At 58.1% G+C, this 14230-nt stretch carries 16 protein-coding genes and 1 tRNA gene; 13 read left to right on the top strand and 4 right to left on the bottom strand.

Features of this window, described 5'->3' with window-relative positions; translation table 11 throughout:
• Positions 1 to 52 precede the first annotated feature (52 nt).
• The 13 genes from ruvA (at position 53) to nadA (ending at position 10236) form a co-directional block, all read left to right on the top strand.
• Complete coding sequence (gene ruvA, locus RHP74_RS24110) at positions 53 to 667, top strand: Holliday junction branch migration protein RuvA (RefSeq protein WP_077748709.1); 615 nt, start codon at positions 53 to 55, stop codon at positions 665 to 667.
• Positions 668 to 1729, top strand: a complete 1062-nt coding sequence (ruvB, locus tag RHP74_RS24105) for a Holliday junction branch migration DNA helicase RuvB (protein WP_008147374.1) — start codon at positions 668 to 670, stop codon at positions 1727 to 1729. It abuts the gene before it with no gap.
• 126 nt (positions 1730 to 1855) lie between these two features.
• The gene (ybgC, locus tag RHP74_RS24100; RefSeq protein ID WP_311096462.1) at positions 1856 to 2323 is read left to right on the top strand and encodes a tol-pal system-associated acyl-CoA thioesterase; all 468 of its coding nucleotides are present in this window, start codon (positions 1856 to 1858) and stop codon (positions 2321 to 2323) included.
• Entirely contained in the window at positions 2313 to 3008 is a 696-nt protein-coding gene (gene tolQ, locus RHP74_RS24095) for a protein TolQ (RefSeq protein WP_008147369.1), read from the top strand. The genes ybgC and tolQ overlap by 11 nt, the downstream gene beginning before the upstream one ends.
• Positions 3009 to 3031: 23 nt before the next feature.
• Positions 3032 to 3484, top strand: coding sequence for a protein TolR (gene tolR / locus RHP74_RS24090; protein ID WP_161807482.1), 453 nt, complete (start codon positions 3032 to 3034; stop codon positions 3482 to 3484).
• A complete protein-coding gene (tolA, locus tag RHP74_RS24085; protein WP_010457470.1) occupies positions 3484 to 4563 on the top strand; it encodes a cell envelope integrity protein TolA in 1080 nt (359 codons plus the stop codon). Before tolR ends, tolA begins: the two co-directional genes overlap by 1 nt.
• Positions 4564 to 4592: 29 nt before the next feature.
• On the top strand, positions 4593 to 5861 hold the full coding sequence (gene tolB / locus RHP74_RS24080; RefSeq protein WP_187699818.1) for a Tol-Pal system beta propeller repeat protein TolB: 1269 nt from the start codon (positions 4593 to 4595) through the stop codon (positions 5859 to 5861).
• Between the two features lie 52 nt (positions 5862 to 5913).
• Positions 5914 to 6411 (top strand): peptidoglycan-associated lipoprotein Pal, encoded by a 498-nt coding sequence (gene pal / locus RHP74_RS24075; protein ID WP_003178634.1) that lies wholly within the window; start codon positions 5914 to 5916, stop codon positions 6409 to 6411.
• A 6-nt stretch (positions 6412 to 6417) separates the two neighbouring features.
• Positions 6418 to 7257 carry a tol-pal system protein YbgF gene (gene ybgF, locus RHP74_RS24070; protein ID WP_311096460.1) on the top strand — a complete coding sequence of 280 codons (840 nt, stop codon included), beginning with the start codon at positions 6418 to 6420 and terminating at the stop codon, positions 7255 to 7257.
• Positions 7258 to 7424: 167 nt separating this feature from the next.
• Complete coding sequence (queE, locus tag RHP74_RS24065) at positions 7425 to 8072, top strand: 7-carboxy-7-deazaguanine synthase QueE (RefSeq protein ID WP_311096459.1); 648 nt, start codon at positions 7425 to 7427, stop codon at positions 8070 to 8072.
• A gap of 1 nt (position 8073) precedes the next feature.
• Complete coding sequence (gene queC / locus RHP74_RS24060) at positions 8074 to 8766, top strand: 7-cyano-7-deazaguanine synthase QueC (protein WP_145309231.1); 693 nt, start codon at positions 8074 to 8076, stop codon at positions 8764 to 8766.
• Positions 8767 to 8829: 63 nt separating this feature from the next.
• A tRNA-Lys gene (locus RHP74_RS24055) sits at positions 8830 to 8905 on the top strand.
• Positions 8906 to 9177: 272 nt separating this feature from the next.
• The gene (gene nadA / locus RHP74_RS24050; RefSeq protein ID WP_077748706.1) at positions 9178 to 10236 is read left to right on the top strand and encodes a quinolinate synthase NadA; all 1059 of its coding nucleotides are present in this window, start codon (positions 9178 to 9180) and stop codon (positions 10234 to 10236) included.
• A gap of 136 nt (positions 10237 to 10372) precedes the next feature.
• On the opposite strand, the gene RHP74_RS24045 is transcribed toward nadA, so the two are convergent.
• The 4 genes from RHP74_RS24045 to RHP74_RS24030 all read right to left on the bottom strand — a co-directional run bounded on the left by RHP74_RS24045 (position 10373) and on the right by RHP74_RS24030 (position 14114).
• Positions 10373 to 10861, bottom strand: a complete 489-nt coding sequence (locus RHP74_RS24045) for an RDD family protein (RefSeq protein ID WP_010457440.1) — start codon at positions 10859 to 10861, stop codon at positions 10373 to 10375.
• A 95-nt stretch (positions 10862 to 10956) separates the two neighbouring features.
• Positions 10957 to 11169 (bottom strand): cold-shock protein, encoded by a 213-nt coding sequence (locus RHP74_RS24040; RefSeq protein ID WP_003175786.1) that lies wholly within the window; start codon positions 11167 to 11169, stop codon positions 10957 to 10959.
• Between the two features lie 405 nt (positions 11170 to 11574).
• The gene (gcvT, locus tag RHP74_RS24035) at positions 11575 to 12699 is read right to left on the bottom strand and encodes a glycine cleavage system aminomethyltransferase GcvT (protein WP_083375885.1); all 1125 of its coding nucleotides are present in this window, start codon (positions 12697 to 12699) and stop codon (positions 11575 to 11577) included.
• 38 nt (positions 12700 to 12737) lie between these two features.
• Positions 12738 to 14114, bottom strand: coding sequence for an L-serine ammonia-lyase (locus RHP74_RS24030; RefSeq protein ID WP_010457430.1), 1377 nt, complete (start codon positions 14112 to 14114; stop codon positions 12738 to 12740).
• Between the last annotated feature and the right edge of the window lie 116 nt (positions 14115 to 14230).

Genomic DNA, 14230 nt, shown 5'->3' with positions numbered 1-14230 from the left:
TGTTCTGTCAGTCGCCAGTCATTGATCTGGCCAACGCTCAAGGATCTGAAACGTGATTGGACGCTTGCGCGGCACACTGGCTGAGAAACAGCCGCCGCACCTGATTCTGGATGTAAACGGTCTGGGGTATGAGCTGGAAGTGCCCATGACCACGCTCTATCGCTTGCCGTCGGTCGGTGAACCGCTGACCTTGCACACCCATTTGGTCGTACGTGAAGACGCGCAGTTACTCTATGGCTTCTTCGGCAAGCGTGAGCGAGACTTTTTTCGCGAGTTGATCCGTCTCAATGGTGTGGGGCCGAAATTGGCCCTGGCATTGATGTCGAGCCTGGAAGTGGATGAGCTGGTGCGTTGCGTGCAATCCCAGGACACCTCGGCGCTGACCAAGGTGCCGGGCGTGGGCAAAAAGACGGCCGAGCGTTTACTGGTGGAACTCAAGGACCGCTTCAAGGCTTGGGAAACCGTGCCGGCGATGTTCGCCCTGGTGCCGAACCAGCCGGGCGGGCCTGATGTGGCGCCGGTTGCCACCGCCGAAAATGACGCGGTCAGCGCGCTGATATCCCTGGGCTACAAGCCGCAGGAAGCCAGCAAGGCGATTTCCGCGATCAAGGAGAAAGGTTTGAGCAGTGAAGACATGATTCGTCGTGCCCTGAAGGGAATGATCTAAGTGATTGAAGCTGATCGTCTGATTGCCGCCACGCCCGGCCCTCGCGACCGCGAGGAAGTCCAGGACCGGGCGATTCGCCCCGTCAGCCTGGCCGAGTACATTGGCCAGCCGACCGTTCGCGAGCAAATGGAGTTGTTCATCCAGGCCGCACGCGGGCGTAACGAATCCCTGGACCACACGCTGATTTTCGGCCCGCCGGGTCTGGGTAAAACCACCCTGGCCAACATCATCGCTCAGGAAATGGGCGTGTCGATCAAGAGCACTTCGGGCCCGGTGCTTGAGCGCCCGGGTGATCTGGCGGCGCTGTTGACCAATCTTGAACCCCACGACGTGCTGTTTATCGATGAAATCCATCGGCTCTCGCCGATCGTCGAGGAAGTGCTGTACCCGGCCATGGAAGATTTCCAGCTCGACATCATGATTGGTGAAGGGCCGGCTGCGCGCTCGATCAAACTGGATCTGCCGCCGTTCACCCTGGTGGGGGCGACGACGCGGGCCGGCATGCTGACCAACCCGTTACGCGACCGCTTTGGCATCGTCCAGCGCCTGGAGTTCTACAACACCGCCGACCTGGCGACGATTGTCAGTCGTTCGGCGAACATCCTCGGCTTGCCGCTGGACCCGGAGGGCGCCTTTGAGATTGCCCGTCGTGCCCGTGGCACGCCGCGGATCGCCAACCGTTTGTTGCGCAGGGTTCGGGATTTCGCCGAAGTGCGTGCCAAGGGCCACATCACCAAACCGATCGCCGACCTGGCCTTGAACCTGCTGGACGTCGACGAGCGTGGCTTCGATCACCAGGACCGGCGCCTGCTGTTGACCATGATCGAGAAGTTCGACGGTGGGCCGGTGGGTGTGGACAGTCTGGCCGCGGCGATCAGCGAAGAGCGCCACACCATTGAAGACGTGCTGGAGCCGTATTTGATCCAGCAGGGCTACATCATGCGCACGCCGCGGGGGCGAGTGGTCACTCGGCACGCGTATCTGCACTTCGGTTTAAACATTCCGTCACGATTGGGCGAGATGCCCGTTGTAGACGAGTTCCTCGATGCGGTAGACGATTAATCACCTTTCGGGCCGATTTATTCGGGATTTGCGCGGTCCTAGGACCGTGCTTTTGCCAGAAAGCCGCGAATCAATGAAAAACAGTTGCCTGGCCGGATTGGCAACCTGAGGAGTAAGCACTAGAGTATGCGCGCGCAAAACGGGCTTGAGCCTTTCGCACTTCGTTGTCGCGTTTATTACGAGGACACCGATGCGGGCGGCATCGTGTATTACGTCAATTACCTCAAGTTTATGGAACGGGCTCGAACCGAGCGGCTCCGGGATCTGGGCTTTGCCCAGTCCCAGCTGGCAGGCGAGGACCTGTTGTTTGTCGTGCATTCCAGCGAAGCGCGTTATCACGCGCCGGCGCGACTGGACGACGAGCTTCTGGTAAGCGCTGAAGTAATCGAATTGAACCGTGTCAGCCTGCGCTTCAAACAGCAGGTCAGGCGAGCCACGGATAATGCGCTGCTCTGCGAAGGGCAGTTTCTGGTGGCCTGTGTGCGCACTGAAAGTTTAAAACCCCGGGCCATTCCCGAAGCTCTACGTACGGCCTTTGCCGACGTGAGCGGCGCGGGTACACACTCAAAGCAGGAGATAAAGCGTGGAAGCTAACGTCGTCGACCATTCCTCCATGTGGAGCCTGGTCAGCAATGCCAGTATCGTGGTGCAACTGGTAATGCTGATCCTGGTAGCCGCATCGGTGACCTCATGGATCATGATCTTTCAGCGCAGCAACCTGCTGCGCGCCGGTCGACGTGCCCTGGAGAGCTTTGAAGAGCGCTTCTGGTCCGGCATCGACCTGTCCAAACTCTACCGTCAGGCCGGTAGCAACCCGGACCCGGATTCGGGCGTCGAGCAGATCTTCCGTGCCGGTTTCAAGGAATTCTCCCGTCTGCGTCAGCAGCCAGGCGTTGACCCGGAAGCGGTCATGGAAGGCGTGGCCCGTGCCATGCGCGTCGCCATTTCCCGCGAAGAAGAAAAGCTCGAACAGAGCCTGCCGTTCCTCGCTACCGTCGGTTCCGTCAGCCCGTACATCGGTCTGTTCGGTACGGTCTGGGGGATCATGAACTCCTTCCGTGGCCTGGCCACTGCCCAGCAAGCGACCCTGGCCACCGTGGCTCCGGGTATCGCCGAAGCACTGATTGCTACCGCGATCGGCCTGTTCGCAGCCATCCCGGCCGTTATCGCTTACAACCGTTTCGCTGCTCGCAGTGAAACCCTGCTGGGCCGTTACTACACCTTCGCCGATGAATTCCAGGCGATCCTGCACCGCAAAGTGCACACCAGCGAAGAATAAGCAGGTAATTTCCAATGGCTTTAATCGCTCGAGCTCGCAAAAAGCGCAAGCCGGTTGCCGAGATGAACGTGGTGCCTTACATCGACGTGATGCTGGTGCTGCTGGTCATCTTCATGGTGACCGCTCCGATGCTCAATCAGGGCGTGAAAGTTGATCTGCCCAAGGTTTCCAGCGAAGCCTTGCCGCAGGACAACAACACCCAGGTCCTGACCATTTCGATCAAGGCTGACAAGACCTACTACTGGAACCTTGGCAGCGAAGTCGACACTGAAAAGCAACAGGACAAGGCCATGACCTTGCCGCAGATGACTGACGCGGTGACCAAGATCATTCGCGCCGGTACCGAAGGCGGCAAGCGCACCCAGGTGTTCATCCGCGGTGACAAGACCGTCGATTACGGTTCCGTGATGGGCGCCATGGGCGGGTTGCAGAAAGCCGGGGTCGGTAATGTTGGCTTGATTACCGAGGCACCCTGATGCAGCAAATGCGAGAGCCGTCCGCCTCGGAAAGCTACTTCTGGCCTAGTGTCCTGGCGATTGTCTTGCACGTGCTGGTGTTCGGCATGCTGTTCGTCAGTTTCGCCTTCACACCGGAGTTGCCGCCGGCCAAGCCGATTGTCCAGGCGACCTTGTACCAACTGAAATCGAAAAGTCAGGCGACCACCCAGACCAATCAGAAGATTGCGGGTGAGGCGAAGAAATCCGCCGCGCGTCAGACCGAAGTCGAACAGATGGAACAGAAAAAGATCGAACAGGAAGCGATCAAGGCCGCGGAACAAAAGAAGGAAGATGCGGCTCAAAAAGCCGAAGAATCCAAGAAGGCCGACGAGACCAAGAAAGCGGAAGAGGCAAAAAAGGCTGATGAAGCCAAGAAAGCCGATGAAGCGAAGAAGACCGCCGAAGCCAAAAAGGCCGAAGAGAAACAATTGGCTGATATAGCCAAGAAGAAATCTGAAGAAGAAGCCAAGAAAGCGGCTGAAGAAGAGGCCAAGAAAGCGGCCGCTGAAGAAGCCAAGAAAAAGATTGTCGAAGACGCGAAGAAGAAAGCCGCAGAAGACGCCAAGAAGAAATCCGAAGCTGAAGAGGCGAAGAAGAAAGTCGCCGAAGACGCGAAGAAGAAAGCTGCTGCCGATGCTGCGAAGAAAAAATCGCAGGAAGCGGCGCGTAAATCCGTCGATGAGAAAAAAGCTCAGGCCCTGGCCGATCTGCTTTCCGACACGACGGAGCGTCAGCAGGCCTTGGCGGATGAAACGGGTGATGAAGTCGCGGGTAACTTCGACGATTTGATTCGCTCGCGTGCTTCCGAAGGTTGGGCGCAGCCACCGTCGGCCCGCAAGGGCATGAAAGTGATTCTGCAAATCAACATGCTGCCTGATGGAACAATCTCCGGCGTATCGGTTGCCAAGTCCAGCGGTGATGTACCGTTCGACAGTTCAGCGGTAGCGGCGGTAAAAAATATTGGTCGATTGACCGAAATGCAGGGTCTGAAGCCAGCTGATTTCGCACCCTATCGTTCATTCAAGATGACATTCACACCTGAGGATCTAGCCTTGTGAGAAACCTTCTTCGAGGACTGCTTGTCGTCATGTTCTGCTTTGCAGGACTGGCCACAGCAGATGAAAAAAATATCCTGGTCAGCAGTGGTAGCTCCCAGGCAACTCCAATTGCCGTAGTGCCATTCGGTTTCCAGGGCGGCACCGTGCTGCCGGATGACATGGCCGAAATCATCGGCAACGACCTGCGCAACTCGGGTTACTACGCGCCGATTCCAAAGCAGAACATGATCAGCCAGCCGAGCCAGGCCAGCGAAATCATTTTCCGTGACTGGAAGGCGATCAACGCTCAGTACATTATGGTCGGCAGCATCGTTCCAGCGGGCGGTCGCCTGCAGGTTCAATACGCTCTGTTCAACGTCGCCACCGAACAGCAAGTGCTGACCGGCAGCGTGTCGGGCAGCGTCGATCAACTGCGTGACATGGCGCACTACATCGCCGATCAGTCGTTCGAAAAACTCACCGGTATCAAAGGTGCGTTCTCGACACGCCTGCTGTACGTGACGGCCGAACGTTTCTCCGAGAAGAACACGCGCTACACGCTGCAACGCTCGGACTATGACGGTGCCCGCGCCGTGACTCTGCTGCAATCGCGCGAGCCGATCCTGTCGCCGCGTTTCGCACCGGACGGCAAGCGCATCGCTTACGTTTCGTTCGAGCAGAAGCGTCCGCGTATCTTCATGCAGAACATCGACACCGGTCGCCGTGAGCAGATCACCAACTTCGAAGGCCTCAATGGCGCGCCTGCCTGGTCGCCGGATGGCAATCGCCTGGCATTCGTACTGTCGAAAGACGGTAACCCGGACATCTACGTGATGAACCTGGGCTCGCGTCAGATCTCTCGCGTCACCAATGGTCCCGGCATCAACACCGAACCGTTCTGGGGCAAGGATGGTTCGACCATCTACTTCACCTCCGACCGTGGCGGCAAGCCACAGATCTACAAAACCAGCGTCGGTGGTGGCGGTGCGGAACGCGTGACCTTTATTGGTAACTACAACGCCAACCCTAAACTTTCGGCTGATGAAAAGACCCTGGTGATGATTCACCGCCAGGATGGCTTCACTAATTTCAAGGTGGCGGCCCAGGATTTGCAGCGCGGTAGTGTAAAGATCCTCACTGATAGCACTCTGGACGAGTCGCCTACTGTTGCGCCCAACGGCACCATGGTAATCTACGCCACCCGCCAGCAGGGCCGGGGAGTCTTGATGCTCGTGTCCATTAATGGACGCGTAAGGCTCCCGCTTCCTACCGCACAAGGCGAAGTCAGAGAACCTTCCTGGTCCCCTTACCTGAACTGACGCGGCGCTACACGTTTTACTTAACACACTGGGGTTCATTAGGAGTTTCACGATGGAAATGCTGAAGTTTGGTAAATTTGCTGCGCTGGCTCTGGCCATGGCTGTAGCTGTAGGTTGCTCGTCCAAAGGCGGCGACAATGCCGGTGAAGGCGCTGTTGATCCAAACGCTGGTTACGGCGCTAACACTGGTGCCGTTGATGGCTCCCTGAGCGAAGAAGCTGCTCTGCGCGCAATCACTACCTTCTACTTCGAATACGACAGCTCGGACCTGAAGCCAGAAGCCATGCGCGCTCTGGACGTTCACGCCAAAGACCTGAAAGCAAACGGCGCTCGCGTTGTTCTGGAAGGCAACACCGACGAACGTGGTACTCGTGAGTACAACATGGCACTGGGCGAGCGTCGTGCGAAAGCCGTTCAGCGTTACCTGGTACTGCAAGGTGTTTCCCCAGCTCAGCTGGAACTGGTTTCCTACGGCGAAGAGCGTCCAGTTGCTACCGGCAACGACGAGCAGTCCTGGGCTCAAAACCGTCGCGTCGAACTGCGTAAGTAATTCGTCATGCGAACGTGCCGTCGTGCTGTAACTGTTTTGGCTCTCAGCCTCGCACCGCTTGCGGTGTGGGCTGCGGTTCCTGTGGTCGATAACGACTCCGGCTATAACAATAGCGGGAGTAGCAATCCGCCTGCGGGTTACGGTACGAACGGCGCCTATGCCGGGGGAGGGGTTTCGACCCCTGTCTCGGCACAGGGCGTGCTGTTCAACCAATTGCAATCCATGCAGGAGCAGATTTCACGCCAACAGGGTGTGATCGAAGTTCTGCAGAATGATGTAGCGCGCATGAAGCAAGAGAGCCTGGAGCGATATCAGGATCTTGATCGGCGCATAGGAACCGGCGTTGCACCAGCCGCGACTCCTGATAATTCTTCCACCGGTGGTAGTTTGAATGCCCCCGGTGCCGCCGCTGGCGCAGGTGCAGGAGCGGCCGCCGCTCAAGCACCTGCTGCGGGTAGCGAACCGGCTGATCCGGCGAAGGAAAAACTGTATTACGATGCAGCCTTCGACCTGATCAAAGCCAAGGACTTCGACAAGGCCAGTCAGGCTTTTGCCGCATTCCTGCGCAAGTACCCGAACAGCCAGTACGCGGGCAATGCCCAATACTGGTTGGGCGAAGTCAATTTGGCCAAAGGCGATCTGCAAGGTGCAGGTCAGGCATTTGCCAAGGTTTCGCAGCTATACCCCAAGCACCCCAAAGTGCCTGATTCGCTGTACAAGCTGGCTGATGTAGAGCGCCGCCTCGGTCACACCGACAAGGTCAAAGGCATTCTGCAACAGGTTGTGTCCCAGTATCCGGGCACTTCCGCTGCGCAGCTGGCCCAGCGTGATCTGCAAAAAATGTAAGGGCTGCTTGACCCGTTTTGAAGAAACCCGCGCCTGTCGCGGGTTTTTTCGTTAGAATTCACGCCCTTTTTCTGAAACACGCTTTTTGGGATCTGCGCGTTGGCGGGGTTCCTTGAAGTGCCTGACGGAGGCGGACAGCCTGTTTAGCTGTTATGCCCGTGGCGACTATGCAAGACACATTGAGAATCACCGAAGTTTTCTACTCGTTGCAGGGTGAAACGCGGACTGCCGGGCTGCCCACAGTTTTTGTGCGCCTGACCGGTTGCCCATTGCGTTGCCAATACTGTGACAGCGCCTACGCGTTCACCGGCGGCACCATTCGCCCCCTCGACGACATCCTCGAGCAAGTGGCCGGTTTCCGTCCGCGTTACGTCTGTGTCACCGGTGGCGAGCCGCTGGCGCAACCCAATGCCATCCCATTGCTCAAGCAGTTGTGTGACGCCGGTTACGAAGTGTCGCTGGAGACCAGCGGCGCGCTCGACATCTCGGCGGTCGATCCACGGGTCAGTCGGGTCGTCGACCTGAAAACCCCGGGTTCGAAAGAAGCACACCGCAATCGCTACGAGAACATCGAACTGCTCACACCCAATGACCAGGTGAAGTTTGTCATCTGCTCGCGGGAAGACTACGACTGGGCGGTGTCCAAGCTGATTCAGTACGGCCTGGACAAGCGTGCGGGCGAAGTGCTGTTTTCGCCAAGCCACCATGACCTGAATGCGCGGGACCTGGCTGACTGGGTGGTGGCGGACAACCTGCCAGTGCGTCTGCAATTGCAGCTGCATAAATATCTTTGGAATGACGAGCCGGGGCGCTGAGATGACTGAACAACTGAACACTGCTGAAAAACGTGCGGTCATCCTGCTGTCCGGCGGTCTCGACTCCGCGACGGTCGTGGCCATGGCCCGTGCTGAAGGCTACAGCTGCTACACCATGAGCTTCGACTACGGTCAGCGGTCTCAAGCAGAGTTGCACGCCGCAGAACGAGTCGCCCGCGACCTGGGCGTGGTCGAGCACAAGGTGATCGGCCTCAATTTGAACGGTATGGGCGGCTCGGCACTGACCGACAGCAGCATCGATATTCCTGAAGAGTTGGGGGAAGGCATTCCAGTCACTTATGTGCCGGCGCGCAACACGGTGTTTCTGTCTCTGGCGCTGGGTTGGGCTGAAGTGCTCGGCGCGCGCGACATCTTCATCGGCGTGAACGCGGTGGATTACTCCGGTTACCCGGATTGCCGTCCCGAGTTCATCGAGTCCTTCGAGCGCATGGCCAATCTGGCGACAAAGGCCGGTGTAGAGGGCAATGGCTTCCGCATCCAGGCGCCACTGCAGAACCTCAGCAAGGCACAGATCGTCCAGGCAGGCGTGAAGCTGGGGGTCGATTATGGACTGACCGTTTCCTGCTATCAGGCGGACGATAATGGTCGTGCGTGCGGCAAATGCGACAGCTGCCGACTGCGTGCAGAAGGCTTTGCAGCGGCCGGCGTGAGCGACCCAACACCTTATTTTTGATTTATTTCAAATTAGGTGTTGAATAGTCCTTAAAAATCAGTATTATACGCGCCACCACACAGCGGGTCGTTAGCTCAGTTGGTAGAGCAGTTGGCTTTTAACCAATTGGTCGTAGGTTCGAATCCCACACGACCCACCATTTTTGTAGCAGTTTTAAAAGTCTGGAAGGCCCACGCAAGTGAGGATTTCCGGATTTTTTTTTGTCCGCGATTTGACCTCGGCTCAACGCGGGGTTGCACCGCGTGACGCAGGTCAGAATCATCTTTTGCATCCACGGGATATTCTGTAGCCTTGCGCAGCTTCACCGATGTCCGTGCCTGATGATACTCACTCTCCCGGCGGTACCCTGAAGGGTCCGGAGCCGGGTGTATACTCGACTTTCGCGCGAAAGCGCCTGCAGGTCTTGCGAACATGACGCAAATTTCCGAACGCCTTCTGGTTCAAGCCCACCTCGACGCCAAGCAGCCCAAGCCGCTGACCGTTGAAGAGGAAGCTTTTTACCGTGCCGCCATCGCTGCCGAGCTCAAGGCTCAGGACGCGGTGCTGGTTGCTCACTTCTATTGCGATCCGGTGATTCAGGCCCTGGCCGAAGAAACCGGTGGTTGCGTCTCCGACTCACTGGAGATGGCGCGCTTCGGCAGTGCTCACCCGGCCAAGACTGTGCTGGTCGCCGGTGTGAAGTTCATGGGCGAAACCGCGAAAATCCTCAATCCTGAAAAACGCATTCTCATGCCAACCCTGGAAGCGACCTGCTCGCTGGACCTGGGTTGCCCGGTGGATGAGTTCTCGGCGTTCTGCGATCAGCATCCGGAACGCACGGTGGTGGTGTATGCCAACACCTCGGCGGCGGTCAAAGCCCGGGCGGATTGGGTGGTAACGTCCAGCTGCGCGCTGGAGATCGTCGAAAGCCTGATGGATAACGGCGAAACCATCATCTGGGGCCCGGACAAGCATCTGGGCACTTATATCCAGCGCCAGACCGGTGCGGACATGCTGCTGTGGGACGGTGCCTGCATCGTTCACGAAGAGTTCAAGTCCAAGCAGCTCGAAGACATGAAGGCGCTGTACCCGGACGCGGCGATTCTGGTGCACCCGGAGTCGCCAACCTCGGTGATCGAGCTGGCGGACGCCGTCGGTTCCACCAGTCAGTTGATTGCGGCGGCACAGAGCCTGCCGAACAAGACCCTGATCGTCGCCACCGATCGCGGCATCTTCTACAAGATGCAGCAGCTGTGCCCGGACAAGGTCTTCATCGAAGCCCCAACGGCTGGTAACGGCGCAGCATGCCGCAGTTGCGCGCATTGCCCGTGGATGGCGATGAACACCCTTGAGCGCACGCTGAAGTGCTTGAAGGAGGGGACGAACGAGATCTTTGTGGATCCGGCGTTGATTCCGCAGGCGATTCGGCCGTTGAAGCGGATGCTCGACTTCACCCAGGCTGCTCGGATGAAACTGGCCGGTAACGCTTAAGTACGCGTAAAAACTGCGGGATAAAAACTGTGGGAGCGAGCCTGCTCGCGATGGCGGTCCGTCAGTCACATGTAGTTGACTGAAGCACCGCCATCGCGAGCAGGCTCGCTCCCACAGTGGTTTTTGCTTCCCGCAGCTACTTGGTCTTCTTCGGAATGCGCACGAGCTGCGTGTTCGAGTACATGTCATGCCAGCTGCGTTTCTGTTTATCGAACAGCGACCAGAAGAACCCAAGGCCAACGCACAACAGCGATGCGATCGACACGACAAACCGCAGCAGCGCCTGCCACAGGCTGATGGACGAACCATCCGCGTTCTGCACGCGAATGCACCACACCTGCATACCCAGCGTCTGACCGGACCAGGTCCAGAACTTGGCAAAAAACCCAAACAACACAAACAGCAACACCGTCGATAGCAGCGGATCACCGTCCAGCGCGCCGGATTCGGTCAATGTGCGCATTTTGTCTTCGCCGATGATCGCCATCTGGATCATCTTGTAAATGCCGCTGGTGACGATCAGCAGGGCGGTGCACAAGAGGAAGTCATAGAACATCGCTGCCAGGCGACGGCCCAGGGTGGCGGCGGGAAAGTCGCCCTGGGGGTTGAGCAGGTGTTTCGACATGGCAGCCTCTGGACGGAAAAAAAAGCCATTTTACGGATTTACGCGCACAAAAAAGCCCCTGATGTCAGCATCAGGGGCTTTTTCGTTACAGAAGATTAGGCTTCTGCTTGTACTTCGTCAGCCTGCATGCCTTTCTGGCCTTGCACAGCAACGAAAGTCACTTTCTGGCCTTCTTTCAGGCTTTTGAAGCCGTTGCCCTGAATAGCGCGGAAATGCACGAACAGATCCGGACCGCTTTCTGGAGTGATAAAACCAAAACCTTTCTCGTCGTTAAACCACTTGACGGTACCGCTCTGACGTTGGGACATTTCTTATTTCCTTTGACGCAAAAAATTAATGACAGTCTCCTTCTCATGAAAGAGTACTGGGGCTGGTTGCAGGAGAGTAAGAAGACGTCGAACGGGATGTAGCTAACTTGTAGGCTACTGCCCAGGTCACGATTCCAAGCGACCCATGCAAACACAGTGAACAAACTCTACGCCAACTACGTGAGAAAAAACAAGCCCTGTGAGAGGCCCGGTTTTGCTCAGGTTGATGGCAGTAGCGTGTCCACTAGTGCGGGCTTATTCGATCGGGTTGTTCAATTGTTTTCGAACGTTATAAGCAACGTTCATAAACGAAGCTTAGAGCCAAAGACATGCACTGTTTTATGGCGGTTGCGTTACACATTAGTGCACTGTTAACGCAACCGCGTTACTTATAGAAACAGTCAATCAGCCGCGATAGTAGCGTTGTGGAACAAATGGCATTTTGCTTACAAGCAAAGGCACCTTTTTCCCACGAACAATCGCCCATACGGGTGTATCAATAGCGATATAAGCGCTGTCGAGGTAGCCCATGGCTAAAGGTCCGCCCAGAGTCGGGCCGAAACCACCGCTGCACACAGCGCCGATGATGTCGCCTGCTTCGTTGACGATTTCCGCGCCTTCACGCACCGGTGTACGTTCCTGAGGCAACAGGCCCACACGCTTGCGGTTGACGCCGGCTTGTTGTTGCGCGAACACAGTCTCTGCGCCAGGGAAGCCGCCGGCCCGTGCGCCATCGGCGCGACGTGGCTTGGAGATGGCCCACAGCAGGCTGGCCTCGATCGGAGTGGTCTCGGTGTTCATGTCGTGGCCGTAGAGGCACAGGCCGGCTTCCAGGCGCAGGGAGTCGCGAGCGCCGAGGCCGATGGCCGCCACTTCAGGCTCAGCCAGCAGCGCGCGCGCCAAGGCTTCAGCGTTGGCGGCCGGTACGGAGATTTCGAAGCCATCTTCACCGGTGTAGCCCGAACGGCTGACAAAGCATTCGACACCCAGCAGTTTCACTCGGGTGAACTGCATGAAAGTCATCTTCGCGACTTCAGGCGCCAGACGAGCGAGCACGGTCACGGCGGCCGGGCCTTGCAGGGCCAGCAGCGCGCGTTCTTCGAACAGCGGTTCGATTGTGCATTGGTCGCCAATGTGCTTTTGCAGATGCGCAAGGTCCTGATCCTTGCAGGCGGCGTTGACCACCAGGAACAGTTCGTCGTTACCCAGGTTGGCGACCATCAGGTCGTCGAGGATTCCGCCGGTTTCATTGGTGAACATCGCGTAGCGCTGCATGCCCACCGGCAGGTCGATGATGTCCACCGGCACCAGGGTTTCCAGGGCCTTGGCGGCATTGGCGCCGGTCAGGCGGATCTGGCCCATGTGCGAGACATCGAACAGCCCGGCCTGATCACGGGTGTGCTGGTGTTCTTTCATCACGCCCAACGGGTATTGCACCGGCATGTCATAGCCGGCGAACGGCACCATGCGCGCGCCGAGTTCGATGTGCAGTGCGTGCAGCGGGGTTTTCAGCAATTGTTCGGTGGACATATTCAGCTCCTGAAAAAATGTGCGGATGCGCGTGGGCATCAGCACTCGATAATGTTGACCGCCAAACCGCCACGGGCGGTTTCCTTGTATTTGCTTTTCATGTCGGCGCCGGTCTGGCGCATGGTGCGGATGACCTTGTCGAGGGAGACGAAGTGCTGACCGTCGCCGCGCAGGGCCATGCGCACGGCATTGATGGCTTTCACCGAACCCATGGCGTTGCGCTCGATGCAAGGCACTTGCACCAGCCCGCCAATCGGGTCGCAGGTCAGGCCCAAGTTGTGTTCCATGCCGATTTCCGCCGCGTTTTCCACTTGCTGCACCGTGCCGCCAAGCACTTCGCACAGCGCGCCGGCTGCCATGGAACAGGCGACGCCGACTTCACCCTGACAACCGACTTCGGCGCCAGAGATCGAGGCGTTTTCTTTATAGAGAATGCCGATGGCGGCGGCGGTCAGCAGAAAGCGCACGACGCCGTCTTCGTTGGCGCCGGGAATGAAGCGCATGTAGTAATGCAGCACCGCCGGTACGATGCCCGCTGCTCCGTTGGTGGGCGCGGTGACGACGCGCCCGCCGTTGGCGTTTTCTTCGTTGACCGCTAAAGCGTAGAGGTTGACCCAGTCCAGCACCGACAGCGGATCACGTAGCGCCGATTCCGGGTTCTTGCACAGTTGCCGATGCAGCGCAGCGGCCCGACGTTTGACCTTCAAGCCACCGGGCAGAATTCCTTCATTGCGGCAACCGGCAGCGACGCAATCCTGCATCACTTGCCAGATGTTCAGGAGGCCGGCGCGGGTTTCCGCTTCCGGGCGCCAGGCACTTTCGTTGGTCAGCATCAACTGGCTGATGGACAAGCCGTACGTGGCGCAATGACTGAGCAGGTCCTTGGCGCTTTTGAACGGGAAGGTCAGCGGCGTGGCGTCTTCGACAATGCGGTCGGCGCCGGCGGCGTCTTCATCGACCACGAATCCGCCGCCGACCGAGTAGTACTCGCGGCTGCGGACCTGTAGGCCCGCCGCGTCGAACGCACGAAAAATCATGCCGTTGGGGTGATAGGGCAACGGTTTGCGGATCATCGCCAGGTGTTCTTTCTCGTTGAACGCAATGCTGTGTTCGCCGAGCAGGTTCAAGCGACCATTGCCGCGAATATCTTGCAGACGGGCGGCGACGGTTTCGGTGTTCACGGTGTCCGGGTGTTCGCCTTCCAGGCCGAGCAACACGGCCTTGTCGCTGCCGTGGCCTTTACCGGTGGCGCCGAGCGAGCCGTAGAGCTCGACTTTGACGCAGGCGGTTGCAGTCAGCAGCCCTTCACGGCGCAAGCCTTCGGCAAAACGCGCAGCAGCGCGCATCGGGCCGACGGTGTGGGAGCTGGAAGGGCCGATGCCAATCTTGAACAGGTCGAACACGCTTAACGACATGGTTGTTCTCCGGTTTCTTGTTATGAGGAGCACCACACGACCTGTAGGAGCGAGGCTTGCCCGCGAAGCTTTTAGCGGCCGTGATGGCCTCTTCGCGGGCAAGCCTCGCTCCTACA

Origin of the sequence: Pseudomonas sp. SG20052, assembly GCF_031766055.1 — a bacterium.
Classification (GTDB): domain Bacteria; phylum Pseudomonadota; class Gammaproteobacteria; order Pseudomonadales; family Pseudomonadaceae; genus Aquipseudomonas; species Aquipseudomonas mandelii.
Note: the sequence above shows the minus strand (reverse complement) of the source record. Positions and strands in the feature narration are given on the sequence as shown.